Consider the following 26,391-nt stretch of genomic DNA (forward strand, 5'->3'; position numbering starts at 1 on the left):
CTTATCCCGGGTCCACAGCGAATCGCGGGAAGGCCAGATCGCCGGCGTAGCGTGCTGCATCGCCCAGCGCCTCTTCGATGCGCAGCAATTGGTTGTATTTGGCGACGCGCTCACTGCGCGCCGGCGCCCCCGTCTTGATCTGACCGCTTCCGACGGCCACCGCCAGATCGGCGATCGTGGTGTCCTCGGTTTCACCGCTGCGGTGGCTCATCATCGTGCGGTATCCGCTGTTGTGGGCCAAGGCGACCGCGTCCAGCGTCTCGGTCAGCGTCCCGATCTGATTCACCTTGACCAGCAACGCATTTGCCACGCCGCGGTCGATACCGTCCTCCAGGCGCTCGGGATTGGTGACGAAGATGTCGTCGCCGACGATCTGCACACGGTCGCCGATGGCTGTCGTCAGCGCCGCCCAACCGTCCCAATCGTCTTCGGCAAGCGGGTCCTCGATCGAGACAAGTGGATATGCGCCGAGCAGACCCGCATAGAAATCGGTCATTTCCTCGGCGGTTCGGGTCGCACCCTCGAACCGGTAGCCGGTTCCATCGGGGTAGAACTCGGTGGCCGCCGCGTCGAGCGCCAGGGCGATGTCGGCGCCGGGCTTGAACCCCGCCGATTCGACGGCACGGCAGATCAGATCCAGTGCGGCGGTGGTGCCGGCAACCGATGGGGCAAAGCCGCCCTCGTCTCCCAGACCGGTGGACAGGCCCTCCGTCTTCAGCACCGCCATGAGCGCGTGATACACCTCGGCACCCCAGCGCAGCGACTCGGCGAAGTTGGGTGCGCCGATAGGCGCCACCATGAACTCCTGGATGTCGACGGCGGAGTCCGCGTGCGCTCCACCGTTGAGGATGTTCATCATCGGCACCGGAAGAACGTGCGCATTGGGCCCACCCAGGTAGCGGAACAGCGGCAGTGCCACTGAGTCCGCGGCCGCCTTGGCCACGGCCAGCGAGACGCCGAGGATGGCGTTGCCGCCCAGCCGGGATTTGTCGGAGGTGCCGTCGAGGTCCACCAGGGCCTGGTCCACCAGGCGCTGGTCGTCGGCATTGATCCCGAGGATTGCCGGACCGATCTCGTCGAGCACGGACTCGACGGCCTTTTTCACGCCCTTGCCGCCGTACCGTTTGCCGCCGTCACGCAACTCGACGGCTTCGTGTTCGCCGGTCGACGCGCCTGAGGGCACCGCCGCGCGGGCGAATGTTCCGTCGGCCAGCGCAACTTCGACCTCGACGGTCGGGTTGCCACGCGAATCGAGGATTTCACGGGCGCCAACCTGCTCAATAATCGGCACTTGGGCTCTCCTTTGCGTGCTGGATCCCTGACTGGCCCCGACAGACCTCCAGCCTAAAGCCCGCAGAACCCGAGACCATCCTTCTACAGCGGATGGCCCGCCGCATAGGCGGTCGCCCAGTCCCGGACCGCGCGCGCGTAGACCCAGGAATTGTTGTAGGCGCGCAACGCCATGACCCATCCCTCGGGTGTCGCAAGATCCTTGCCGCGCCAGCACAGATACCCCGCGGCCGAGAGCGCGGCATCGTCGATGTTGTCCGGATCGGCGATGCCGTCATTGTTGGCATCGACGCCGTAGAGACGCCACGTCTCGGAGATGAACTGCATAGGGCCCACCGCACGCTCGATGCCGTCGTCACCGTCCAACTCACCGCCGTCGGCGTCGGAGATCAGCTCGGTGCCGCCGGTTCCATCGAGTCGCACGCCGCGGATGGGCGGGGTGACCTCCCCGCTGGGGCTGACCGTGGCACCCCGATAGGTACCGTTGTGGCTTTCCACCCGGCCGATGCCGGCCAACGTGGTCCAGGCGATGTGGCACGTCGGGTTCTCCACCTCTGCGACCCGGGCGGCATAGGCGTAGGCCTCCAGAGCCGCGGTCGGCATGTCCAGCGCCGGCGCCCGCCGCTGAGCCCAGTGCCGCAACTGATCAGCGGGCCTGCCGGGGGCATGGGTATCCACCGGGGGCACCGGATCCCCGGGTGGCGGCGGCACACCGCTGGGGATGAAAAAGCTGAGTTGCCAGGTGCAGCTGGACGCCAGCAGCATCGCGGTCGCCCCGATCACGGCGACTATGCGCAACCAGCGTCTCGGCGACACATACCCTCCCTATCGCGATCTCCCCGGCAGCGCATTGGGCCGGCTCAGCCATGTTCATCGTCCCACGCATCGGGTTGCCCGAAGCTGTCGTGAACACATCAGGTCACAGAAATTCAACGAATCGTTACCTTCGATGAGTTAGCTACAATATTTGGCGCAACTTGATACCGACGGATAATCATTTGGTTCGCGATTTATAGCAAAGTATATTTACATTGCTAAATGTGGAATTCCCCTGAATTGTCGCAAACATCACCCTCGCCCGCAGTCGGCCAGTGGCCTCGCCACTGGCCGGCGGCCACCGCGCCGATCGATGCCCCCTCGAGCTCCTCGGCAACGCCGTCACCGCGACGGGAGACCCTGATCGCCACCTCAACCCTGCGCACCGTCTCGAGGAAGTCCAGCACCGCGGCCCTAAGCGTGTTCTCCGCGTCGACACCGGCCGACAGCGTGATCGTCGTGAGTTCCGCGGGGATGAGATCGGCCGGCAGCCCGGCCTGCGTCACGCGTTGAATGACCTTCTGGGCCAACGCCAGTGCCGGTTGGCCGGTGTGGAGGTCGTCGACAGCCGAGTTGCGCGACTTCCGCGACCTTTCCAGGGTCTTGGCCGCTTCCCACTGGGCCAGTTGTTGCTCCAGCGAGATCGGTTCACCGGCAAGCACTTCCGGGACACGCTTGCCGAGTTTGCGCATCAGGGTGTCTGCGACGTCATCGATGGTGAACGGCAGTAGGACGGCATCCTCGGCGATGCGGGCGTGGAACAGCACCTGCAACAGCAGATCGCCCAGTTCTTCGCGAACTTGGTCGACATCCCCGCTGTTCACCGCGTCCAGTAGCTCGTAGGTCTCCTCCAACAGGTACCTGCGCAGCGAGTCGTGCGTCTGCTCACTTTCCCACGGTCCGGCCACGCGCAGCCGGTCCATCATGGCGACGGCGTCGATGAGCCGTTCGCCGAGCCGGCGGCCGGGTGCCGAAATCAGCTTGGCCCCCGCGGCCAGGCGCGCCGTGACGGCCGGATGCTCGGGGTCCGAGGACAGCAGAACCGGCGCCTGGTCCCCGGTATGCACCGGATGGGCATCCGGCAGCGACCAGGGTACCGCGATCGGTATTTCCTCGGTGTATTGCACTCGGCCGCAAAGCAATTCGACGGCCTCCACCGGGATCATCGCCGGTTGTCGCGGGTCGACCAGAACGACGATCATTAGGCCGACGACTCCTTACCGGCCCCGATGTCCCGCTGCGGTTTCCCCGCCAACGCCGTCACCAAGTCGGCCACCATCTGCACCAATTCGACATCTCGGAGATGGCCGGCGCCGACACCGCCCGCTCGGGGACTGGGAACCTGCACGGCGCCGACGGTAGGGCGGTAGCGGCCGCCCGGATACATCCGCGCCAACCGGACCTGAGCAGAATCGGGCAGCACCAGCGGCGATAGCCGCACCGTTGCCGCCGACGAGACACCGACCTCGGTGATACCGGCGGCGCGGCACAGCAGACGCAGCCGGGCCACGGCCACCAGCCGAAGCGCCGGTTCGGGCAGCGGCCCGTAACGATCGATCAGCTCCTCGACGACCGCGTCGATGCCGGCGCCGTCCTGGGCCGAGGCCAACCGGCGGTAGCCCTCCAGCCGCAGCCGGTCGCCGGCGATGTAGTCGGTCGGCAGGTGGGCATCGACGGGCAGGTCGATGCGCACGTCCTTGGGTTCGGAGGCGGTGGTGATCTCCTTGCCGTCGGAGGCGGCCCGGTATGCCTCCACCGCCTCCCCCACCAATCGCACGTACAGGTCGAACCCCACCCCGGCGACGTGGCCGGACTGTTCGGCGCCCAGTACATTGCCGGCCCCGCGGATCTCCAGATCCTTCAGTGCCACCGCCATCCCCGCCCCCAACTCGTTGTTCTGCGCGATCGTAGCCAACCTGGCGTGGGCGGTCTCGGTCAGCGGCGTATCCGGCGGATACAGGAAGTAGGCGTAGCCGCGTTCCCGGCTGCGGCCGACCCGGCCGCGCAGCTGGTGCAGCTGGGACATCCCGAAGGTGTCCGCGCGCTCGACGATCAGCGTGTTGGCGTTGGAGATGTCCAGTCCGGTCTCCACGATCGTGGTGCACACCAGGATGTCGAACTCACGGTTCCAGAAACCCTGCACGGTGGTTTCCAGCATTTCCTCGGGCATCTGCCCGTGGGCCACCACCACCCTCGCTTCGGGCACCAGATCCCGCACCCGCCCGGCGGCCGAGTCGATGGAGGAGACCCGGTTGTGCACGTAGAACGCCTGCCCGTCGCGCATCAACTCGCGGCGCAGCGCTGCGGCAATCTGCTTGTCGTCATGCGGACCGACATAGGTCAGCACGGGGTAGCGCTCTTCGGGCGGGGTCAGGATCGTCGACATCTCGCGGATCCCGGCCAGGCTCATCTCCAGGGTCCGCGGAATCGGCGTCGCACTCATGGTCAGCACGTCGACGTGGGTGCGCAGCGACTTGATGTGTTCCTTGTGCTCGACGCCGAACCGCTGCTCCTCGTCGACGACCACCAGTCCGAGGTCCTTCCAGCGCACTCCGGTCTGCAGTAGCCGATGCGTGCCGATCACCACGTCGACCGATCCGTCGGCCATACCCTCGGTCACCGCCCGGGACTCTACGGGGTCGGTGAATCGGGACAGACCCTTGACGGTCACCGGGAACTCGGCCATCCGGTCGGTGAAGGTCTGCAGGTGCTGGTCGGCCAGCAGCGTGGTGGGCACCAGCACGGCAACCTGCTTGCCGTCCTGCACCGCCTTGAAGGCGGCCCGCACGGCGATCTCGGTCTTGCCGTAGCCGACATCGCCGCAGATCACCCGGTCCATCGGGACCGGCTTCTCCATATCGGCCTTGACCTCGGTGATCGCGGTGAGCTGGTCGACGGTCTCGGTGAAGCCGAACGCGTCCTCCATCTCGGCCTGCCACGGGGTGTCCGGGGCGAACGCGTGCCCGGGGCTGGCCTGGCGTTTGGCGTACAGCGAGACGAGTTCGCCGGCAATCTCGCGCACCGCACGGCGGGCCTTGGTCTTGGTGTTGGCCCAGTCGCTGCCGCCGAGGCGGCTCAGCGCCGGAGCCTGGCCGCCGACATACCGGGACAGCAGATCCAGCGAATCCATCGGAACGTACAGCTTGTCCGAACCACCGCCGCGTTTGGCGGACGCGTATTCCAGCACCAGGTATTCGCGACGGGCGCCGCCGACGGTACGTTCCACCATCTCCACGAACCGGCCGATGCCATGCTGATCGTGCACCACCAGGTCGCCGGCCGTCAGCGCCAGCGGGTCGACGGTGTTTCGTCGTTTGGCCGCCAGCCGCTTGCCCTCGACGGCGGAGATCCGGCTGCCGGTGAGGTCGGTTTCGGTTACGACGACCAGATTCGCGCCCGCGACGACGACGCCCTGGCGCAGCGTCCCCTGGAGCACCCCGACGAGCCCGGCTTTGGGTTGACCACCGGGATCCAGGACGGCCGCCGGAACATCGGCGTCGGCCAGGCGCTCCACCATGCGGTGGGCGGTGCCGCTCCCGGGGGCCACCATGGCGGCGTACCCGCCGGTGGCCACCTGCGCCCGCAGCATCGCGAAAATGGCGTCGACGTCCCGCTGACTCCCCTGCTGGCCCCGCTGCCCCCACACCGCGGGCACCGGCCGGATGTCCAGGTCGATCGCCGACTCGTCGGGCAGTTGGCCCAACGTCCACCACGGATGGCCCGCGCCGGTGGCAGCGGCCCGCACCTCGTCCAACTCGGCGAATCCGGATCCGCCGGCCCGCTCCACGTCGACAGGGGCGTCGGCGCCCTGCGCCGCCACCGACCACGACGCCTCCAGGAACTCCCGACCGGTCCGGATCAGGTCCGCGGCCCGGGTGCGCACCTTTTCCGGATCGCACACCAGCACCGGCGTCCCGTCGGGCAATTGGTCGGTGAGCAGCCCACCGTCCTCCCCCCCGGTGGGCAGCAGCTCCCGGCAGGCGACCGCAACCAGCGTGTCGACTTCGATCTCCGGGATCGAGCGCTGGTCGGCTACCGAGAACATGCGCATCTCGGAGATCTCGTCACCCCAGAACTCGACGCGCACCGGGTGCTCGGCGGTCGGGGCGAAAACATCCAGGATCCCGCCGCGCACGGCGAACTCACCGCGGCGAGCGACCATGTCCACCCGGCTGTAGGCCAGCTCGACGAGCCGGGTGGCCACCTCCTCGAACGAGATCTCGCCGCCGACGGTCAGCGTCAACGGTTCGCGCAGCCCCAGCCCGGGCGTCATCGGCTGCAGCAGCGAGCGCACCGCCGTGACCACCACCCGCAGCGGCGGGCCGAGCCGGGAATCGTCGGGGTGGGCCAGCCGGCGCAGCACCATCATCCGGGTGCCGACGGTGTCGACCCCCGGCGAGAGCCGCTCATGCGGCAGTGTCTCCCACGACGGGAAGGCAGTGACCGCGGCGCCGAGCACCCCGCGCAACTCCGCGGTCAGATCTTCGGTCTCGCGACCGGTGGCGGTAACCACCAGCAGCGGCCCGCGCATAACCAGCGCAGCGGCCACGAACACCCGCGCACTGGCCGGACCGGTGAGCCGCAACTCGTCGGGCCGATCCGACGCAAGCTCGACAAGCTGCTGGAACGTCGGTGCGGTCAGCGCCAGTTCGGCGAGCCCGGCGAGCGGCGGGGCAGCGCACACGGTCCCCGGGTCGGTCATGGTGCGCTCATTCTAAAGACGGTTCGGAGACCTCGGGACTGCGCCCGACCCCGGATGTCTGCCGGGGCCGTGCGGGAGCTATTCGTCCTGCAACTGCGGATCGGCTTCCAAATGAGTCAGGCCGTTCCACATCATGTTGACCAGATGCGCGGCGACCACTTCTTTGCGGGGTTCGCGGGTGTCCAGCCACCACTGCGCGGTCATGGACACCGAACCCACCAGCGCCTGGGCATACAGCGGCGCCAGATCCGGGTCCAGACCGCGTCGGGCGAAGTCCCCGGCGAGAATCGAACTGACCTGGCTCACCGCGTCGTTGAGCAGGCTGGAATAGGTTCCCGAGCTGATCGAAGCAGGCGAGTCGCGGATCAGGATCCGGAAGCCGTCGGTGCGTTCCTCGACGTAGGTGAGCAGTGCCAGCGCAACCCGTTCGACACGTACCCGGGACCTGTTGTCGGTCAGCGACGAGGTGATGCCGTCGAGCAGCGCCGACATCTCACGGTCGACCACCACGGCATACAAGCCCTCCTTGCCGCCGAAATGCTCGTAGACGACCGGCTTGGACACGTTGGCGCGCTGGGCGATCTCTTCTATCGACGTTCCTTCGTAGCCGCGTTCGGCGAACAACGACCGGGCGACGCCGATCAGTTGACGGCGACGCTCGCTGCCGGTCATCCGGGCGCGCTGAGTCCGCCCGTCCCGGTCCATGTCAACCACACCGTCAGCGTATCGGCACCGCGAGCGTAGCCGGGCTGCGAAAAAACCCGGGCCGCATCGCATTGGGGTTACACTGGCGCGGCTCCGACTAGGATCTCAGGAGCGGTCCGCGCTGTCCGTCGTGGTGTAATCGGCAGCACCTCTGATTTTGGTTCAGATAGTTCAGGTTCGAGTCCTGGCGACGGAGCCCACCGCTTTGCCTTCACAACGCGGCAGGAGGAAGAGCCGATGACGGGTGACACCGCGATCCTCGTTCTGGCAGCCGGTTCGGGTACCCGGATGCGTTCGGACATCCCCAAGGTGCTCCACCGCATCGGGGGCCGCAGCATGCTGTCGCACTCCCTGCACACCATGGCCGCGCTCGCTCCTCGGCACCTGGTCGTGGTGCTGGGCGGCGATCACCGGCGCATCTCGCAGCTGGTCGGTGACCTGGCGGTCGGCCTGGGCTGCACCATCGACATCGCCCTGCAGGAAAAGCCGCTGGGGACCGGACACGCCGTGGTGTGCGGCCTGTCCGCACTTCCCGCCGGATACGCCGGCACCGTCGTGGTCACCGCGGGTGACACCCCATTGCTGGACGCCGACACGCTGGCCGATCTGATCGCCGCCCACCGCACCGGCCATCCCAACGGCAAGCCGGCGGTCACCGTGCTCACCACGACGCTGGACGACCCGACCGGCTACGGCCGCATCCTGCGCACCCAGGACGACGAAGTGACGGCAATCGTCGAGCAGGCCGACGCCACACCATCGCAGCGCGATATCCGTGAGGTCAATGCCGGCGTCTACGCGTTCGACATCACCGCGCTGCGCCGGGCCCTGAGCCAGTTGAGCTCCGACAACGCCCAACAGGAGCTCTACCTGACCGACGTGGTCGCGATCCTGCGCCGCGACGGCCACAAGGTCAGCGCCCGCCACATCCATGACAGCGCCGCCGTGGCGGGGGTCAACAACCGCGTCCAGCTGGCCGAGCTGGCCGCCGAACTCAACCGCCGGATTGTCGCCGGCCACCAGATCGCCGGTGTCACCGTGATCGATCCCGCCACCACCTGGATCGACGTCGACGTCAGTATCGGCCGCGACACCGTCATCCACCCCGGCACCCAGCTGCTCGGCGGCACCCGGATCGGCGGCCGCTGCGCGATCGGACCGGACACAACGCTGACCGACGTCGGCGTCGGCGACGGCGCCACGGTGGTTCGCACCCACGGCACCTCATCGACCATCGGTGACGGAGCCACCGTCGGCCCGTTCACGTATCTGCGCCCCGGAACCGTACTGGGCGCCGACGGAAAACTGGGTGCGTTCGTCGAAACGAAGAACTCGGTAATCGGCACCGGGACCAAGGTGCCGCACCTGACCTACGTCGGCGATGCCGATATCGGCGACCACAGCAACATCGGCGCATCCAGCGTATTCGTCAACTACGACGGCACCGCGAAATATCGCACCACCGTCGGATCGCATGTCCGGACCGGTTCGGACACCATGTTCGTGGCACCGGTGACCGTCGGCGACGGCGCCTACACCGGGGCCGGCACGGTAGTGCGCGAGGACGTCCCGCCGGGAGCGCTGGCAGTCTCGGCGGGCCCGCAGCGCAACATCGAAAACTGGGTGCAGCGCATGAGGCCGGGCACCGCCGCCGCGCAGGCCGCCGACCAAGCCGCCGAGGCCGCCGGACCGGCCGCCGGCGACGGCGATGCCGGCCAGACACCGTGAGGTCGCCTGTCGGCCGCCCGGCTACCATGGGGCGTTCCGTTCAACCATCTCGATCCGAAACGGCGAGGGCAGCCCGGTGAGCCACGACTGGACAGATAATCGCAAGAATCTGATGGTGTTCAGCGGCCGGGCTCACCCGGAGCTGGCCGAACAGGTGGCCAAGGAACTCGACGTCCACGTCACCGAACAGACGGCGCGCGAATTCGCCAACGGCGAGATCTTCGTGCGGTTCCACGAATCGGTGCGCGGTTGCGACGCCTTCGTCCTGCAGTCCAACCCGGCACCGGTCAACACCTGGCTGATGGAACAGCTGATCATGATCGACGCACTCAAACGGGGCAGCGCCAAGCGGATCACCGCCGTTCTGCCGTTCTATCCCTACGCGCGCCAGGACAAGAAACACCGTGGCCGCGAACCCATTTCCGCGCGGCTGGTGGCCGACCTGCTCAAGACCGCGGGCGCCGACCGGATCGTGACCGTCGACCTGCACACCGACCAGATCCAGGGTTTCTTCGACGGACCCGTCGACCACATGCGCGGACAGAACCTGCTGACCGGCTACATCCGCGACAACTACGCCGACGGCAATATCGTCGTGGTCTCGCCGGACTCCGGCCGGGTGCGCGTCGCCGAAAAGTGGGCCGACGCGCTGGGCGGTGTGCCGCTGGCATTCATCCACAAGACCCGCGACCCGCGGGTGCCCAACCAGGTGGTGTCGAACCGGGTGGTCGGTGAGGTGGCCGGGCGCACTTGCGTGTTGATCGACGACATGATCGACACCGGCGGAACCATCGCCGGCGCCGTCAGCCTGCTGCGCGACGACGGCGCCGAGGACGTGATCATTGCGGCCACCCACGGGGTGCTGTCCGATCCGGCAGCCCAGCGGCTGGCCGACTGCGGCGCCCGCGAGGTGATCGTCACCAACACACTGCCGATCGGCGAAGAGAAGCGTTTCCCCCAGCTCACCGTCCTGTCCATCGCACCGCTGCTGGCCAGCACCATCCGGGCGGTATTCGAGAACGGCTCGGTCACCGGCCTGTTCGACGGAGACGCGTAGATGAAGTCCGCCCGCGCCGTCATCTACCACAACCCCAAGTGCAGTACCTCCCGCAAGACGTTGGACCTGCTGCGGGACAGCGGTTTCGATCCCCAGGTAGTCCACTACCTCAAGACCCCGCCCACCCGCGAGGAGCTGGCGGCGATGATCCGCGCGGCGGGCATCGAGGTGCGCGCGGCGGTGCGCGCCCGCGAGTCGCTCTACGCCGAGCTCGGACTGGCCGACGCCGGTGACGATGAATTGCTCGACGCCATGGCCGAGCACCCGATCCTCATCGAGCGGCCATTCGTCGTCACGCCGAAGGGCACCCGACTGGCCCGGCCGATCGACACCGTCCGCGAGATTCTGTGACGGGGCGGGTCGTTCGGGTATTCGCGGCGGCAGTGCTCACAACCTGCCTCGGGTGGTCGTCGATCGCCTGCGGCGGGCCCGAAACGCCTGACTACCAGTCGCTCTGGACGACGAATACCACCACCGGCGGCACACCGGTACCCACCCAATCCGGTGTCCCGCTATCGGAGTACCTGGAGGGCGAAGGCGTTATCGGGGATGTGGTCCGCCCGGACACTCTGACCGACCTCACGGTGTCGATACCCACCCCGGCGGGCTGGGAGTCACGCGTCGACCCGCAGGACACCCCGAACGCGGTGATGATCTCCAAGGGCGACAACTATCCGGCGGCCATGCTGGTGGTCTTCAAGCTGCACGGAGACTTCGACCTTGCCGAAGCGGTCAAGCACGCCAACTTCGATCTGCCGCCGGACTTCCGCCAACTCGACGCGTCCACCGAGGATTACCAGGGCTTCCCCTCGGCGATGACCCAGGGCACCTACGAACTCAAGGGCGCGCGGATGCACAGCTGGCGACGCGTCGTGCTACCCGCGACCGCGCCGCCGGCCAACCAGCGGTACCTGGTGGAGCTGATGATCACCAGCCTGGCCGATCAGGCGGTCGCCGAGAGCAACGACGTCGAGGCGATCATCAGCGGATTCACCGTCGCCAGGAAGTAGCCCGGGCCAAACCCCGGCGCGCGAGCCTGCGCCAACCACGCCACCGGATCCGTCCCGAGAAGCCGACCGGCGCAAACCCGCCGATTTCCGTCCCATCCCGCCTTTGCGCTAGCCTGGCCGAGCGTCACGGCGAGGGTGCACGGGCTCAGCCCACACCGTTATCGACGGAGACCGACACTCAGTCGCGATCCCTGCCGTGCCCGGAACAGCTACCCCGGAACCTGTACAGGAGCGACACGATGTCCAAGTCAGCAGTCAATCAATTGACCGTCTCGGTGCGTACCGAGACCGGCAAGGGCGCCTCACGCCGGGCGCGGCGCAACGGCAACATTCCCGCGGTTCTGTACGGCCACGGCAGCGATCCGCAGCATTTGGAGCTGCCCGCCCACGACTTCGCGGCCGTGTTGCGGCACTCGGGCACCAATGCGGTGCTCACCCTGGACATCGCCGGCAAAGAACAGCTGGCCCTGACCAAGACGCTGGAGATCCACCCGATCAAGCGCACCATCCAGCACGCCGACCTGCTGGTCGTGCGGCGCGGCGAGAAGGTCACCGTCGAGGTCAACGTCATCGTCGAGGGCGAAGCCGGACCCGACACCCTGGTCACCCAGGACACCAACAGCATCGAGATCCAGGCCGAGGCCCTGTCGATCCCGGAAAACCTCACGGTGTCGGTCGAGGGCGCGGAAGTCGGAACCCAGATCACCGCCGGCCAGATCACCCTGCCGACCGGCGTAGACCTGGTCTCCGACCCGGACATGCTGGTGGTCAACGTGGTGCCGGCTCCGACCGCCGAGGACCTCGACGAGGGCGGAGCGGACGAATCCGACGCCGAAGCGGAAGGCGACGGCTCCGACGCCGAGGCGGAAGCCGGCGAATCCGACGCCGAGTCCGCCGAGGCCGAGTAGGCGGCCCCCGCGATGGCCGAAGCCCTCTTGGTGGTCGGCCTGGGCAACCCCGGCGAGAAATACGCGCGCACCCGGCACAACGTCGGGTTCGCCGTCGCGGACCTGCTGGCGGCCAGACTGGGCGCCAGGTTCACCGCGCACAAACGATCCGGTGCCGAAGCCGTGACCGGCCGGCTGGCGGGCCGCGCGGTGGTGCTGGCCAAACCGCGCTGCTACATGAACGAGTCGGGCCGCCAGGTGGCGCCGCTGGCGAAGTTCTACTCGATACCGCCGGCCGACGTCGTTGTCATCCACGACGATCTCGACCTTGAGTTCGGTCGCCTCCGGCTCAAGTTCGGCGGTGGCGAAGGCGGCCACAACGGACTGCGTTCGGTAGCGGCATCGTTGGGCACCAAGGACTTTGCCCGGGTACGCATCGGCATCGGCCGGCCGCCCGGGCGGAAGGATCCGGCGGCGTTCGTCCTCGAACGGTTCAGCTCACCGGAGCGGGCCGCGATCCCGACCGTCTGCGAGCAGGCCGCCGACGCCACCGAATTGCTGATCGAGTTGGGAATGGAGCCCGCGCAGAACCAGGTGCACGCCTGGTAGCGCTGCGCGGTCAGCTGACCAGGGTGACCGAGTTCGCCCGCCGCAGCTTGCCCGACGGTGTCTTCGGTATCGTCCCCGGCCCCAAGACGACCACGTTGCGCGGTCGCACGTCTACTTCCTTGACGACCTCGTGGGCCACCTGGTGTTCGATGCGGCGTACCTCGTCGGTGTCCTCGAACCCGTTCGACTCGACCGCGACCGCGAACGACTCACGCGAATGCCCGGCATCCAGGCGAACCGCCACCGCGCAACCGGGCCGTACTCCGTCGACGCGACCGGCCGCGCGTTCGATGTCGGTCGGGTAGATGTTGCGGCCGGCCATGATGATGACGTCCTTGACGCGGCCGCACACCACCACGTGCCCGCTCTCGGTCAGGTAGCCGAGGTCGCCGGTGTCGTACCAACCATGGTCATCCTGGGCCGGAACGAATCCGCCCATGGTGGTGTAGCCAGGTGTGAGCGACTCGCCCCGCAACTCGATGACGCCGACGCCGCGGGCGGGCATCACGGCGCCGTTCTCGTCGATGATGCGCGCCTCGAGATCCTGCAGCAGCGGCCCCAACGTAGCAAGTCTGCGGGTGTTGCCCTTGGTCGCCGGAACGGCCCTGCGCAGCGCGGTCAGCAGGTCCGCATCGACCTCGTCGACCACGAGGCCGGCATTGCACTCGGAGAACGACACCGCCAGCGTGGTCTCGGCCATCCCATAGGCGGGCAGGATCGCCGACGGCCGCAGACCGAACGGCTTGCCCGCGTCGAGCAGGTCCTCGACGTCTGCGGGTTCGACCGGTTCGGCGCCCGAAAGCGCGAAACGCAAGGTCGACAGGTCGAATTGCCCGGGCTTGGCCTGCCGGCGCAGCCGCTTGGCCAGTAGCGCGTAGGCGAAGTTCGGGGCTGCGGTCATGGTGCCCCGGTACTTGTCGATCAGCTTCGCCCACAGCAGGGTGTCCCGCAGGAAGTCCATCGGGGTGACCTTGACCAGCTCGGCGCCGAAGAACATCGGGATGGTGAGGAATCCGACCATCCCCATGTCGTGGAAACACGGCAGCCAGCTGACCATCACATCTTTGTCGACGTCGTACTCGGCACCGATGAACATCGCCTCGGCGTTGGAATAGATGTTGCGATGGGTGATCCGAACCGCCTTCGGAGACCCGGTCGATCCGGATGTGAGCTGCATCAACGCCAGGTCGTCCTCGCCCACCTCGATCGGGTCGACCGGGTCGGAGGCGAGCAGGTCGGCGGCCGTGAGGACCTTGATGCCCTTCTCCTCCAGCACCGGGCCGGCAACGGTGAACGGCTCCGACACGATGACGGCTTTCGCCTCGATCATGCCGATGACGGTCATCGTGTCCTCGGCCCACACGGCCAGATCGGTGCGTGGGGTGGGCTGGTGCAGCATGGTCAGGCTGGCACCGCGCATCCACAGGCCCTGCGCGGTAGGGGCGATCTCGACGGGGTAGCCGGCGAGCACTCCGACCGCATCGCCGCGGCCGATACCCGCGGCGGCGAGACCGCCCGCGATGCGGCGCGCACGCTCGTGGACCTCGCCCCAGGTGTGGCGGACGGGTTCGTGGGGTTCACCGGTGACCATGCCCGTCGTGGCAGCGCGGGCATTTCGGTACATCTTGTCGGTAAACCTGCTCACGCAAACCTCCTCGGTTCCACCGCCTGCCCCAAGGTCCGGAACTCATGTTCCACCCGCGACATCTCACTTCGGCGGAGACACACGTAGAAACCAGGGAGCGTTTAGGTCTCGATTCGGCGATGAGACCACGACCCTGCCGACCCTGCCGACCCTGTGGGCCCTGGCGAGAACGTCCCCGCCTCCAGCACGACAGTTCGGCTTCTCGGGCCTCGTCACCGCACGTTATCTTAAGCAAACCTTAAGGAACTGCCAAGCTATGCAGCATTTTGAGGCCGATATCACAGGTGCGCCCGCCGGTCACCGGTCGTCGGTCACCTGTCACTCGCCGGCCCCGGCACCACCCGGGCGCCCGGGACGGGGCCGGCGGCCACCCGGATGGTGCGGCACACCCCGGCTCCGGAGAGCTGGGCGCCCACGTCGACCGCTGCCTCCGCGGAATCGCACAGGAAAGCACACGTCGGACCCGAGCCCGAGACAATGCCGGCAAGGGCGCCGGCCTCCGCTCCGGCTCGCAGCGCCCGTCGCAGCCTCGGGTCCAGACTGACCGCTGCGGCCTGCATTTCGTGTCCGAGCAGCGGCGCCAGCCGATGCGGGTCTCCGGCGGCCAGTGCCGCCAGGACCGGGCCAGGCTCGTCCAGCCGGGGCGGTTCACCGACGTCGCGGAGCCGGTCGAGTTCGGCATACACCCCCGGTGTCGACAGCCCACCGTCGGCGAATGCCAGCACCCAGTGAAACGAGTCGCGCGAAAGCACCGTGGCCAACTCCTCACCACGACCGGTTCCCAGGGCGGTGCCGCCGTGCAGTGCGAATGGAACATCGCTGCCCAGCTGAGCGGCCAGCACGCGCAGATCACGACGAGGGAGGTTGAGTTCCCACAGCGAATCCATCGCCACCAGCACCGCCGCCGCATCCGCACTGCCCCCGGCCATGCCCCCGGCCACCGGAATCGACTTGTCGATCAGCAGAGCCACATCCGGTGCACGGCCCACATGCTCGGCCATCAGCTCGGCCGCCCGCCAGGCAAGGTTGCGTTCATCGGTGGGCACCGTGTCGGCGCCCTCCCCCACCTGCTCAAGTGACAGCACGTCGGCATTGCGCACCGTCACCTCGTCGAACAGCGAAACCGCCTGAAAGACGGTCGTCAGCTCGTGGTAGCCGTCGGCGCGAGGGTCACCCACGGCCAGGTACAGGTTGACCTTGCCGGGAACCTGCACGGTGACCGATCCGGTAGGCACCCACAACTCGGCTGCATTTCCGTCAGTCATCGTCAGCCACCCTGCCAGCCACCGCAGCAGACTATCGCTGCTACCGGCCCACGCCCGGCAGCGGGTCCCCGCTGGCGGGGGCGTCACCCGGTGCGCCGCCCGCGCTGCCGGAGTGCCGCAACAGCCGCACGAAGTCGTCCACGGCCAGCGTCTCGCCGCGGCGGGCCGGATCGATGCCGGCTGCCAGCAGCCGCCTGGCGGACTCCTCACCCGAACCCGCCCAGTCCAGGAAGGCGTTGCGGGAGGTCTTCCGTCGCTGGGCGAAGGCGATATCAACCAATTCGAAGACGCGTTCCCGGAACACATCGTCGGTGGGCCAGGGCGGCGCCGCGTAGCGGTCGATCCGGACCAGGCCGGAGTCGACACGCGGAACGGGCCAGAACACCGTTGGCGACACCGTGCCACAACGGCGCGTCCGCCCGAAGAAGCGCGCCTTGACGCTGGGCACACCGTAATCCTTGCCGCCTGGTTCGGCGGCCAATCGCTCGGCGACCTCGGCCTGCACCATCACCGTGACGACCCGGACCGATGGAAATTCGGCCAGCAGATGCAACAGTGCCGGAACAGCAATGTTGTACGGCAGATTGGCCACCACCGCCGTCGGTTCGGCAGCCAGATCATCGCGGCGCAGCGCAAGCACATCGCGATTGACCACGCTGAACCGCTGGGCGGCCAGCGGTGAGCCGTCGGAACGCTCGGCGATGGTCCGCGGCAGCCGACCGGCCAATACCGGATCGATCTCCACGGTGCTGACCGCTGCGCCGCGGTCGAGCAGCGCCAGCGTCAGCGATCCAAGGCCCGGACCGACCTCCAGCACGGTGTCGGATTCGCCGATACCCGACGCCGAAACCACCCGCCGCACCGTATTGGCGTCATGGACGAAGTTCTGCCCGAAGGATTTCCGCGGCCGGAGATCGAGTTCCCCGGCCAACCGCCTGATCTCGGTACGCCCGAGCAGCCGGATCGTCAGCGGGCACCGACTCGCCCGCTGCACACCGGCCAGGCACCCCACCCCTGGACTGCCTGGGTGACTGTCGCAATCGCGATCTGCTCCTCGCGGGTGGCCAGGTCGGCGCGCGGCGCATAGCGCAGCCCGCCGTGAGCCTCCCAGGTGCCCTGGTCGAACTGCACGCCGCCGTAAAAGCCGTTTCCGGTGTTGATGGCCCAATTCCCGCTGGACTCGCAACCCGCCAGCGCATCCCAGATGCTTCCGTTGCTCACCTCCGGAACCTCGGTGCCCGGTTTGGTGCCGACCCGAAGCACCGATTCGCGTGCCGGGGTGATCACGACGTTGGCGATCGGCATCCGCCCGGTCTCGACACCGTTGACGACGGCCACCGCAAAGGTCACATCCTGGGTGCCCGGGCTGCCCGGATCCTCGACGATCTGGCGGCTCATGTTCAACTCGGGATCCTCGATGCGCCGCGCCGGGGGAGGCAGCGGAACCCGCTCGGTGACCCGCTCAATGCGGTTGCGGGTGACCTGGATCCGCATACCGTCGACGATCGGAGCATCGGAGGCGGGGACGACCTGGTCGCTGCCCAGCAATGGGATTCCGGCGGTGGTCAACATGTCCGCCACGTTCGGGGCCGGCAGGTGCACCGTGCGGACCACGCCGCCGTCGTCGATCTCGACGGTCTTGGCGCTCACCACCGGCAGCGCCATTCCCGCCAGCGGGACGCGACTGCCCCGGGAAGCGGCGGCGGGGGCGGTGTCGGCCATCGCCAATTGCGCCAACGCCTCATCGACGGTGACTGCCGTGGTCCACATTTCCCGAGGATCGCCGCCGTCCAGGCTGATCCGCAACGGGCGCCCGCGGCGAAGCACAATGGTGGCGGCGTCGGCGACAGTGGCGTCACCGGCCGGGTAGACATCGTCCCGGTCGGTGACCGCGAACCCGCTCTCCGCGAGAATGTCGACCACCCGCGACCGCATCGTGGTGACCTGCTCGGACGTTCCGTCGACGGTCAGCGTCACGGTCTTGGCAGCGCGGACAGCCAAGCCTCCGGCGAACACGAGCGTCAGGAGCAGCGCGCCGACCAGCAGGCGCAACACCGGCGATTCGGTCTGATGAACTTTGGAAAGTAGATTCATTGTCCATTCCGGTCTATCGCGGTCTGCCCGACCCAAATGCAACCTGCACGAACAACTCGACGACGAGTCCAGGACCATGTTCAGCTGGAATGACAAAACAGGCCGGGCGGCCCACTCGTTCGATAACAAGACGGTAACGAACGCGCGGTGGCAGAGCAACTCCCGAGCCGAAACATTGCACCGGTCACGTAGCCGTCATTCGACGGCCGGATCCAGCCCGTACACCCGGATGGCATTGCTGGTCGTAATCGCGGCCAAATCCTCTGGCGAACGATCAACCAGCTCAGCAAGGGCACGAACGGTGTAGGGCAGGCAGTACGGCTCATTTGCTGCACCGCGGTAGGGGTGGGGGGTCAGGAAGGGTGCGTCGGTTTCCACCAAAAGCTGGGCCGCGGGTATCAGTGCGACGGCCTCCCTCAGGTCACGCGCATTGCGGAAACTCACCGTGCCCGACAGGCTGAGCAGCCATCCGGCCGCCACGCACAAGCGTGCCATCGCACTGTCCGACGAAAAGCAGTGGAAGATGACGGTTTCGGGAGCACCTTCGGCGCGCAGCACGTCGAGCACTTCACTGTCGGCGCCCCGGTTGTGGATCATCAACGGTTTACCCAGGCGCTTGGCCAGGTCGATGTGCCAGGCGAACGCTTCGCGCTGCACGTGCGGTTGTGCGCAGCCGTCGAGCCGGCCCGGCCAGTACAGATCCATCCCGGTCTCGCCCACCGCCACCACCCGCGGACACCTCGCCAGGTGTTCGATCTCGTCGCGAGCGGCGTCGTCGAGAGCGTCGGCGCGGGTCGGATGCAGGGCCACCGCGCCGTACACCCGCGGGTGGCGCCCCGTTGCCCGAGCCACCCAGCGCGCCGATTCCATATCGTCGGCGACCGTCACCACCGCGGTCACCCCGACCGATGCCGCGCGGTCGAGGATGGCGCGCACTCCGGCACCGTCGCCGCCGATTCCCGCCGAGCCACACGCGTCCAGGTGGGTGTGGGCGTCGATCAAGGGCGCCAGCGGCGGCGGCAGGGGCGGTGGCTCACGCCTGGCGGACCGGTTGGAACACACGACGCACACGATATGTCCACCGCCTGGCCGCCGCCGAGCCCAACTAGGGTGGAACCCCGATGAACAGTTTGCAGCGGCCGCCGCGGTTCTACGTCACCACCGCGATCGCCTACCCCAACGGCACCCCGCACATGGGTCACGCCTACGAGTACATCGCCACCGATGCGATCGTCCGATTCAAGCGGCTCGACGGGTTCGATGTGCGCTTCCTGACCGGTACCGACGAGCACGGCCTGAAAGTGGCACAAGCTGCCGCGGCCGCCGGCGTTCCGACCGCGCAGCTGGCCCGGAACAATTCCGATGTCTTCGAGCGCATGCAGGAAAAACTCAATATCGACTTCGACCGGTTCATCCGCACCACCGACGCCGACCACCACGAGGCATCCCAGGAAATCTGGCGCCGGATGGAAGCGGCCGGCGACATCTACCTGGACAACTACGCCGGTTGGTACTCGGTGCGGGACGAGCGATTCTTCGTAGAATCGGAGACCCGGCTCCTCGACGACGGCAGCCGGATCGCGGTCGAGACCCAGACGCCCGTCAGCTGGACCGAGGAACAGACCTACTTCTTCCGGCTGTCGGCCTATTCCGAGAAGTTGCTGGCCCACTACCGGGCCAACCCGGACTTCATCGCACCGGCGACTCGCCGCAACGAGGTGATGAGCTTCGTCGCCGGCGGCTTGGAGGATCTGTCGATATCGCGGACCTCGTTCGACTGGGGAGTTGCGGTGCCGGGCCATCCCGACCATGTCATGTACGTCTGGGTCGACGCGTTGACCAACTACCTGACCGGGGCCGGGTTCCCCGACATCGGCTCGGAGTTGTTCCGCGACTACTGGCCTGCCGATTTGCACATGATCGGCAAGGACATCATCAGATTCCACGCCGTCTACTGGCCCGCCTTCCTGATGTCGGCCGGAATCGATTTGCCCCGAAGGATTTTCGCTCACGGTTTCGTGCACAACCGGGGCGAGAAGATGAGTAAATCCGTGGGCAACATCGTCGATCCGGTTGCACTGGTCGACACCTTCGGCGTGGACCAGGTGCGCTACTTCCTGATGCGCGAGATCCCGTTCGGCCAGGACGGCAACTACAGCGACGAGGCGATCATCACCCGGATCAACACCGACCTGGCCAACGAACTGGGAAACCTGGCCCAGCGGTCGTTGTCGATGGTGGCCAAGAACCTGGGCGCGACGGTGCCCGAGCCCGGGGAGTTCGACGAAGCCGACACCGAGTTGCTGGCCACCGCCGACGGCCTGCTGGAACGGGTGCGTGCGCATTTCGAGGCACAGGCCATGCATCTGGGCATCGAGGCGATCTGGTTGATGCTCGGCGACGCGAACAAATACTTCTCAGCCGAGCAGCCCTGGGTTCTGCGCAAAAGCGAGTCCGAGGCGGACCAGACCCGATTCCGCACGGCGCTCTACGTCACCTGCGAGGTGGTCCGCATTGCGGCATTGCTGGTCACACCGGTCATGCCCGAATCCGCCGCCACGATTCTCGAGCTGCTCGGCCAGCGTCAGGACAGGCGCACGTTCGCCGCCATCGGGGAGCGCCTGGAACCGGGCACCGCACTGCCGCCGCCGACCGGGGTGTTCCCGCGCTACCAGCCGCCGGAGTAGGCCGAACGCCGCGGCGCCCGGATCGAAGCACCGCCGCCGCATCGAGTTCGGTGGGACTTGAGGGGTGTCCACACACCGACGCATCGCTTCCAGGGATGACATTTGCCATAATCGTCGTATGGATCGCAGACGAAGTCGGCTGGCAGGCGAGTCACCGGCCACCACGCTGCGGGAAATGCCGGCGTCGGTCGTGCTGGAGAGATTCCCTGTCCCGGTGCTGGCTGTCGAAGACGACGGCACCATCCTGTTCGCCAATACGGCGTTCGCCGATATGGTGGGTCGGGAGCCCGGCGAGGTGCTGGCGCTGGGCTTCAAGGCGATCTTCCACGAGGCTCCGGACCCGGAGTCGTCGATCCTGTCCTTCGTCCAGTCTTTGGCCAACATGGTGGTCAAACTGGCCCACGCCGACGGCTCGATCGTCCGGGCGCTGATAAGCAGATCCGCGGTGATGCGCGCCGAAGACAAGTTCGCCTTGGCGGCGTTTCAGGATCTGACCGAACAATTGTGGAAAGAAGAGCACTGAGGCGGTTGCCCGGCGCCCGGCCCGCTAAACGCCCTCGCGCCCCTGGCCCGTCCCGGCCCCGACAGCGTCTTCGCCGCCACCATCTGCACTGTTATCAGCTGATTCAAGCGGAGTGTGCCGCAACGTCTCGCGCGCGAGGAACTGCTGGAAGTAGGGCAGCGACTTCTCGGCGACGGCACCGGGTAGCAGCAACGCCCACATCTGCCCCAACCGCCAGCTGAAATCAACGGTTGGATTCCCGCCGTTGCGATCTTTCGATACCGCGGTGGTGACCACCCGGGCCCCGATCAACGCTCCGACGATCGACACGCTGAACGCTTCCACATCGATGTCCGCACGCAGGTCGCCCTCGGCCACTGCCCTCTCGAGCTGGGCGCTCAAGTTTGCCGCCCACCCGGCGCAGCGGCGTGCCGCCGCGTCGTTGTACCCGCTGAGTGCGGCTGCCAGCTGGTCGGCGGCGCAGGCTGTCCGGTCAGAGGCAAGCACCCGGGCCATCACGAAGGTGCCGTGGATGATGTTCTCCAGCCCGGGCATTCCCGGCCCGCACGCATCGTGGAACGCGCTGACTAGAACTTCGGTGCCCTCATCGATGATCTCCGAGGCCAGCGCCTCCTTGGAATCGAAGTGGTGGTACAGCGCACCCTTGGTCATGCCCGTTCGATCGACTATGGCGCCCCAACCCGCAGCCGCGTACCCGACCTCGCCGAAAACGACAATCGCCGAGTCCAGGATCTTTCGTCGGGTCACCTCTGCTCGAACCTGGCGCGCCATCATCCCGCCTTCTCTGTGACGATTCGGTCAGGTCTGGAATCCAGCCGAGGACGAATCAACTGCCACTCGCCTGCGACAAGCGGGCCGAGACCGCAAGCGCGGTGCGCCTCCGGAGGAATTGCTGAAAGTACTCGAGCCGGCCGGGTACCAGAAGCCCGGCCAACATTAGTTCGCAACTTTTCTCCACATCGTTAAGGAATCGCTGCGGGTCGTCGGGATCGCTGGTAGAGCACAACCCGATAGTCATCGACGCAGCCAGCAGGGCAACGTCTCGGGAGTCCCATCGCGGGTCGAGGTCGCCCTCGCCGATCGCCCGCGCCGCAGCCGCAGCCAGCATGTCGATCCATCCGTCCACCAACCGCTCCCGCGCCCCGCCGCTCCATCCGACCGACTGGACCAGTCGGGAAGCGGCCCTGGCCGAGTCGTCGGTCATATGCTGCATCGCCGAGAGAAAAGAGAAGTCGATCAGGGTCTCCAGACCGGACAGCTGTCGAGCCAGCAGTTGCTCGCTGGCGACGCGCGCATTCGCCATATGCTGGTCGATGATGGTTATGGCCAGTTCAAATTTGGAACGGAAGTGGCAATACATCGCGCCTTTGGAAAGACCGGCCTCGTTCAGGATGTCGTCGAGGCCTACATCGTAGTAGGGACGATCGGCGAATTGGCGAGCGGCTGCGCGCAGAATTTGCGCGCGGCTGCTGTCGGACCTGCCATCCGGCAGGTCAGTGGTCGGCATCTGAACTCGAGGAACAGGGTGTGCCCCAGGCACAGCCGTGCGGCCGGATTGTGCGGTCGCGCAGGTCGCGATCAGCTCCGCCGACCGTCGCTGGCAGCATCGCGATACCTCCTCGCTCCGATCTTCGTCTTCCCGGTCCGCCGGTATACATACCGGTATATATCAAGGCACCCAGTGCGGGTGTGCCGTCTGAAGATTATCAGCCAGAACGCCAACCAACCGCGTCGCCTCGACAACGGATCGCGGCATCCCCACCCGTGACTCCACGATTGTGGGTGGACTCGACGATTCCTCCGGGAAAACTCGCCGGTGAAAATTTGGAACTCCAAAAAGCTGGGCTGGCAAACCCGGCTGTGCGTATAAACCGAGTGGACACATTCGCATCCGCGTAGAGAAACGCTCCTTTGAACCCAGCATTCCGGTGTCACCAGGTTCGGCACAGCTCCCGGTCTCATCGATTCACCTCATCGGCAAAGAAATCTGGCGACGATTTCGCCTTGTTGCCCGGGAGCGCCCCTGCCCCGGCGCCCGCCCCCCCGGCCCCCGGCCCCCGGCCCCCGGCCCCCGGCCCCCGGCCCCGGCCCCGGCCCCGGCTCGATCCGCCAGACCACCACCGCGCGTCGAGAGAATCCGCATGTTCTGTCAAGCTGGGGCGGTGCGTATCGAGCGGCTCGGCGACCTGGGCGGAGCACCGCAGGTGCTGCGCGCAGTCGGCCGCACGACCACCAGGCTCGGCCTGCCGCCGCCCGCCGCGCTGACCGGCCAATGGTTCGATGCGCTGGCCGTGATCGCACCGAGTGTGGAGATACGGCAGATCGAGGTCAGCGACGTTTTCCCGGGACCGGTCGGCGTCGGCTACGGCGAACGGATCGGTGACGGTTCGCCATGCGGCGGCCCGGTCGGCGGAGGCTGGATCGGCTACCTGTCCTACCCCGATCCAGGCGCCGACGGGCAGCCCCACCGTATTCCGGAGGCCGCCGGCGGCTGGACCGACTGTGTGCTGCGCCGCGACCGTGGCGGCCGATGGTGGTATGAGAGTCTTTCCGGCGCCCGCATGCCGGACTGGCTGGCCGGTTCGCTCGCCGGCTCGCCGGCCGCACCCGGCACCGGGACGACGCCGGCAGGACCCATCGAATGGAAGATCGCAGATCGCTCGGCCCACCGCAGCGGAGTACTCGCCTGTCTGGAATCGATTGCCGCCGGCGAGGTGTACCAGGCATGCGTGTGCACCCGGTTCACCGGCTCGGCCACCGGGTCATCGCTGGACTTCTTCGTCGACCGCGTCACACGCACCGCGCCCGCTCGGGCGGCCTACATCGCGGGCCGGTGGGGTGCAGTGGCGTCACTGTCCCCCGAACTCTTCCTGCGGCGCCACGGCAACACAGTCACCTCCAGCCCCATCAAGGGAACGCTGCCGCTGAACGAGTGGCCGTCGGCGCTGCGCGCTTCACCCAAAGAGGTCGCAGAGAACATCATGATCGTCGACCTCGTCCGCAACGATCTTGGCCGAGTGGCGATTACCGGTACGGTGACCGTGCCCGAACTGCTGGTGGTCCAACGGGCGCCCGGCGTCTGGCACCTGGTGTCGACGGTGTCGGCCCGGGTACCGTCCGAGTTACCGGCATCGGCGCTGCTGGATGCGGCCTTCCCGCCCGCATCGGTGACCGGGACACCGAAAATACGCGCCCGGCAACTAATTTCACAGTGGGAACAGTACCGGCGGGGAATCTACTGCGGCACCCTCGGGTTGACATCTCCCATCGCCGGTTGCGAGCTCAACGTGGCAATTCGCACCGTCGAGTTCGACTCGGCGGGTAACGCCGTGCTTGGCGTGGGCGGAGGCATCACCGCCGACTCCGATCCGGACGCCGAATGGGCGGAGTGTCTGCACAAGGCAGGCCCGATCGTGGACCTGCGGAGCACCTCCGCGGCTAGATTCGTCAGCTGATCCCGCAAATTCCCAGTGAGTCTGGTCACCGCAGATCCTCCCGGGCAATTTCGCCGAACGCCCGCAGGAGCGGAAACGGGCGAATAAACTGCGGCCATCGACGTGTGTCGACATCATGCACACGCCGAAGATTCGACAGGGTCGGTGAAATCCGAAGAAGATCTCAGCTAGATCTCAGAATCGGGGCTTAAGAAGGGGTCCGAGAGGAGAAGTCATGAGGGTTGCCATCGCCGGTGCGGCGGCTGCCGCCGTCTTGGGCGGAGCGCTGATGATTGCGCCGCTGACGATCTCCAAACAGGGCACCGTGGTGTCGGGCGGGACGTGCACCGCGGGTGCGCAATGCGACAAGCTCGCCTCTGTCCTGATGCCCGAGGCCGGCGGCCCAGGGGCTGTGGACACCGACGCGGTGCCGGCTCTGAACGCACCCCCGCCGGAACCGCCGCAGGAGGTCGCGCCACCACCTGAAGACGTGCAACCCGCGGCACCGCAACCCGCCGCCTCCGGACAACCCGTCCCGAGGCCCGCCGCTCCGGCGCCGGCCGCCTACACCAACCCCGGCAACCCCGCCGGGGCAGCGCCCGCGGCGGCCCAACCCGCGCCGCCCCCACCGGCGCCGGCTGCGGCCGACGCGGCTCCGGCCGCCCCGCTACCCGAGGCCGCGATTCCGCCCGGTTACGCGGACCTTCCCGGCATCGGCGCCATCCCGGGTATGGACATCCTGGGCATGCCCTATCTCGGCGGCGCGGCGGGCAGCTACGCCGGCCTGTTGGGCGTGCCCCTGGGTGTGGACGCCGGCGTATCTATCATCAACGGTTTGTTCAGCGTGACGAACAGCCTGTCCGCAGCGATTACGACCGGCGCCATGGCCGTCACCTATGTCGTCTTGGCCTACAACTCACTGAAGGACGCCGGCCTGCTGCCGCAGACGGCTTCCGCGGCCGCCGCCTCGCCCAGCCTCAGCAACCTGCTGCTACCCGGGGCGGCCCTGCTTCCGGCTGCCGCCCTGCCTGCGCTGAGCCTGCCCGGGATGCCGAACCTGGATCTCCCGGGGCTGCCGGGTATGTCGCCGGCCGGTCTGATCGGCCTCGCCGCCGCCGGCGGAATACCCGGCCTGAACCTTCCCGGGCTGCCGGGGTTGGCGCCGGCCGCGCTGATGGCGCTGGCGGCCAACGGCCTGCCCGGGCTGCCGGGTGTGTCGCCCACCGACATGCTGGCCCTGGCCGCTGCCGGCGGTGTCCCCGGAATACCGGCACTGGGCGGGATCGACCCGGCCATCCTGGCCGTCGCTCTACCGGCACTGGCCGCGGGGGGTCCGGGCCTGCCTCCGATCCCCGGCTTGGATCCGGCAATGCTGGCCACCGCGCTGCCCGCGCTGGCCGCGGCACTTCCCGCCGTTAGCCCGACGATCCTGGCCCAGGCACTTCCAGCACTGGCCGGTGGCGCCATTCCGGGTATGGATCCTGCAATGATGGCTGCGGTACTGCCCGCACTGATAGGCGGCGCACCAGGGTTGCCCGGAATCGACCCGGCGATGCTGGCCGCGGTACTGCCCGCCCTGGCCGGCGGCGGCCTGCCGGGCGTGGACCCCGCGATGCTGGCCGCGGTACTGCCCGCCCTGGGCGGCGGCGCCGCGGGAGTGAACCCGGCGCTGCTGGCCGCGGCGCTGCCCGCGCTGGCCGGCGGCGGCCTGCCGGGCGTGGACCCGGCGGCTGTGGCTGCCGCGCTACCGGCCATGGCAGCCGCTGCGGGGGTCCCAACGAGCCTCCCGCAGGGCCTCCCGCCGTTGCCGCCACTACCGCCCGCCCCGCCGCTGCCGCCCCACCCGCCGGTGTGCATACCGGGCGGCCCCTGCATCTGACCCGAGTTCGGATGTCGTTCGCGAGCCCTGCCCAATGATTCTGCGCTCATGGCGGCGACA

At 67.7% G+C, this 26,391-nt stretch carries 22 protein-coding genes and 1 tRNA gene; 11 read left to right on the forward strand and 12 right to left on the reverse strand.

The genetic code is table 11. The features are described from left to right. Position 1: 1 nt before the first annotated feature. From eno to ACK5M9_RS06840, 5 genes are all read right to left on the reverse strand, one after another. Positions 2-1,291 (reverse strand): phosphopyruvate hydratase, encoded by a 1,290-nt coding sequence (gene eno / locus ACK5M9_RS06820; RefSeq protein WP_416892420.1) that lies wholly within the window; start codon positions 1,289-1,291, stop codon positions 2-4. An 83-nt stretch (positions 1,292-1,374) separates the two neighbouring features. Next, entirely contained in the window at positions 1,375-2,106 is a 732-nt protein-coding gene (locus ACK5M9_RS06825; RefSeq protein ID WP_416892421.1) for a lytic transglycosylase domain-containing protein, read from the reverse strand. A 218-nt stretch (positions 2,107-2,324) separates the two neighbouring features. Beyond that, positions 2,325-3,308, reverse strand: a complete 984-nt coding sequence (locus ACK5M9_RS06830; protein ID WP_416892422.1) for a nucleoside triphosphate pyrophosphohydrolase — start codon at positions 3,306-3,308, stop codon at positions 2,325-2,327. Continuing rightward, on the reverse strand, positions 3,308-6,808 hold the full coding sequence (gene mfd / locus ACK5M9_RS06835) for a transcription-repair coupling factor (RefSeq protein ID WP_416892423.1): 3,501 nt from the start codon (positions 6,806-6,808) through the stop codon (positions 3,308-3,310). Before mfd ends, ACK5M9_RS06830 begins: the two co-directional genes overlap by 1 nt. 78 nt (positions 6,809-6,886) lie before the next feature. Next, complete coding sequence (locus ACK5M9_RS06840; RefSeq protein WP_416892479.1) at positions 6,887-7,480, reverse strand: TetR/AcrR family transcriptional regulator; 594 nt, start codon at positions 7,478-7,480, stop codon at positions 6,887-6,889. A gap of 157 nt (positions 7,481-7,637) precedes the next feature. On the opposite strand from ACK5M9_RS06840, the gene ACK5M9_RS06845 reads away from it, so the two are divergent. From ACK5M9_RS06845 to pth, 7 genes are all read left to right on the forward strand, one after another. Continuing rightward, positions 7,638-7,709: transfer RNA gene (locus tag ACK5M9_RS06845), tRNA-Gln, on the forward strand. Between the two features lie 41 nt (positions 7,710-7,750). Beyond that, a complete protein-coding gene (gene glmU, locus ACK5M9_RS06850; protein WP_416892424.1) occupies positions 7,751-9,241 on the forward strand; it encodes a bifunctional UDP-N-acetylglucosamine diphosphorylase/glucosamine-1-phosphate N-acetyltransferase GlmU in 1,491 nt (496 codons plus the stop codon). 76 nt (positions 9,242-9,317) lie between these two features. After that, entirely contained in the window at positions 9,318-10,298 is a 981-nt protein-coding gene (locus tag ACK5M9_RS06855; RefSeq protein ID WP_416892425.1) for a ribose-phosphate diphosphokinase, read from the forward strand. Further along, on the forward strand, positions 10,299-10,649 hold the full coding sequence (gene arsC / locus ACK5M9_RS06860; protein ID WP_416892426.1) for an arsenate reductase (glutaredoxin): 351 nt from the start codon (positions 10,299-10,301) through the stop codon (positions 10,647-10,649). It abuts the gene before it with no gap. Beyond that, the gene (locus tag ACK5M9_RS06865) at positions 10,646-11,308 is read left to right on the forward strand and encodes an LpqN/LpqT family lipoprotein (protein ID WP_416892427.1); all 663 of its coding nucleotides are present in this window, start codon (positions 10,646-10,648) and stop codon (positions 11,306-11,308) included. Before arsC ends, ACK5M9_RS06865 begins: the two co-directional genes overlap by 4 nt. 239 nt (positions 11,309-11,547) lie before the next feature. Then, the gene (locus tag ACK5M9_RS06870; protein WP_416892428.1) at positions 11,548-12,216 is read left to right on the forward strand and encodes a 50S ribosomal protein L25/general stress protein Ctc; all 669 of its coding nucleotides are present in this window, start codon (positions 11,548-11,550) and stop codon (positions 12,214-12,216) included. Positions 12,217-12,228: 12 nt separating this feature from the next. Beyond that, entirely contained in the window at positions 12,229-12,804 is a 576-nt protein-coding gene (pth, locus tag ACK5M9_RS06875) for an aminoacyl-tRNA hydrolase (protein ID WP_416892429.1), read from the forward strand. Positions 12,805-12,814: 10 nt separating this feature from the next. On the opposite strand, the gene ACK5M9_RS06880 is transcribed toward pth, so the two are convergent. From ACK5M9_RS06880 to ACK5M9_RS06900, 5 genes are all read right to left on the reverse strand, one after another. Further along, on the reverse strand, positions 12,815-14,449 hold the full coding sequence (locus ACK5M9_RS06880) for a fatty acyl-AMP ligase (protein WP_416892430.1): 1,635 nt from the start codon (positions 14,447-14,449) through the stop codon (positions 12,815-12,817). A gap of 311 nt (positions 14,450-14,760) precedes the next feature. Then, on the reverse strand, positions 14,761-15,720 hold the full coding sequence (locus ACK5M9_RS06885) for a 4-(cytidine 5'-diphospho)-2-C-methyl-D-erythritol kinase (RefSeq protein WP_416892480.1): 960 nt from the start codon (positions 15,718-15,720) through the stop codon (positions 14,761-14,763). 34 nt (positions 15,721-15,754) lie between these two features. Beyond that, positions 15,755-16,717 (reverse strand): 16S rRNA (adenine(1518)-N(6)/adenine(1519)-N(6))-dimethyltransferase RsmA, encoded by a 963-nt coding sequence (rsmA, locus tag ACK5M9_RS06890; protein WP_416892481.1) that lies wholly within the window; start codon positions 16,715-16,717, stop codon positions 15,755-15,757. After that, positions 16,681-17,808, reverse strand: coding sequence for a transglycosylase family protein (locus ACK5M9_RS06895; RefSeq protein WP_416892431.1), 1,128 nt, complete (start codon positions 17,806-17,808; stop codon positions 16,681-16,683). Before ACK5M9_RS06895 ends, rsmA begins: the two co-directional genes overlap by 37 nt. Before the next feature lie 195 nt (positions 17,809-18,003). Beyond that, on the reverse strand, positions 18,004-18,870 hold the full coding sequence (locus ACK5M9_RS06900) for a TatD family hydrolase (RefSeq protein ID WP_416892432.1): 867 nt from the start codon (positions 18,868-18,870) through the stop codon (positions 18,004-18,006). A 59-nt stretch (positions 18,871-18,929) separates the two neighbouring features. On the opposite strand from ACK5M9_RS06900, the gene metG reads away from it, so the two are divergent. Further along, complete coding sequence (gene metG / locus ACK5M9_RS06905; protein ID WP_416892433.1) at positions 18,930-20,495, forward strand: methionine--tRNA ligase; 1,566 nt, start codon at positions 18,930-18,932, stop codon at positions 20,493-20,495. 118 nt (positions 20,496-20,613) lie between these two features. Then, entirely contained in the window at positions 20,614-21,018 is a 405-nt protein-coding gene (locus ACK5M9_RS06910; RefSeq protein WP_416892434.1) for a PAS domain-containing protein, read from the forward strand. Positions 21,019-21,042: 24 nt separating this feature from the next. Here ACK5M9_RS06910 and ACK5M9_RS06915 read toward each other — a convergent pair whose 3' ends face one another. Next, positions 21,043-21,789, reverse strand: coding sequence for a TetR family transcriptional regulator (locus ACK5M9_RS06915; protein ID WP_416892435.1), 747 nt, complete (start codon positions 21,787-21,789; stop codon positions 21,043-21,045). A 55-nt stretch (positions 21,790-21,844) separates the two neighbouring features. Continuing rightward, positions 21,845-22,525 (reverse strand): TetR family transcriptional regulator, encoded by a 681-nt coding sequence (locus tag ACK5M9_RS06920; RefSeq protein ID WP_416892436.1) that lies wholly within the window; start codon positions 22,523-22,525, stop codon positions 21,845-21,847. A 655-nt stretch (positions 22,526-23,180) separates the two neighbouring features. Between ACK5M9_RS06920 and ACK5M9_RS06925 the strand changes: the two genes are divergently transcribed. Next, a complete protein-coding gene (locus ACK5M9_RS06925) occupies positions 23,181-24,473 on the forward strand; it encodes an aminodeoxychorismate synthase component I (protein ID WP_416892437.1) in 1,293 nt (430 codons plus the stop codon). Between the two features lie 214 nt (positions 24,474-24,687). Then, entirely contained in the window at positions 24,688-26,331 is a 1,644-nt protein-coding gene (locus ACK5M9_RS06930; RefSeq protein ID WP_416892438.1) for a hypothetical protein, read from the forward strand. Positions 26,332-26,391: the final 60 nt, after the last annotated feature.

It is taken from the genome of Mycobacterium sp., from assembly GCF_047975165.1.
Taxonomy (GTDB): domain Bacteria; phylum Actinomycetota; class Actinomycetes; order Mycobacteriales; family Mycobacteriaceae; genus Mycobacterium.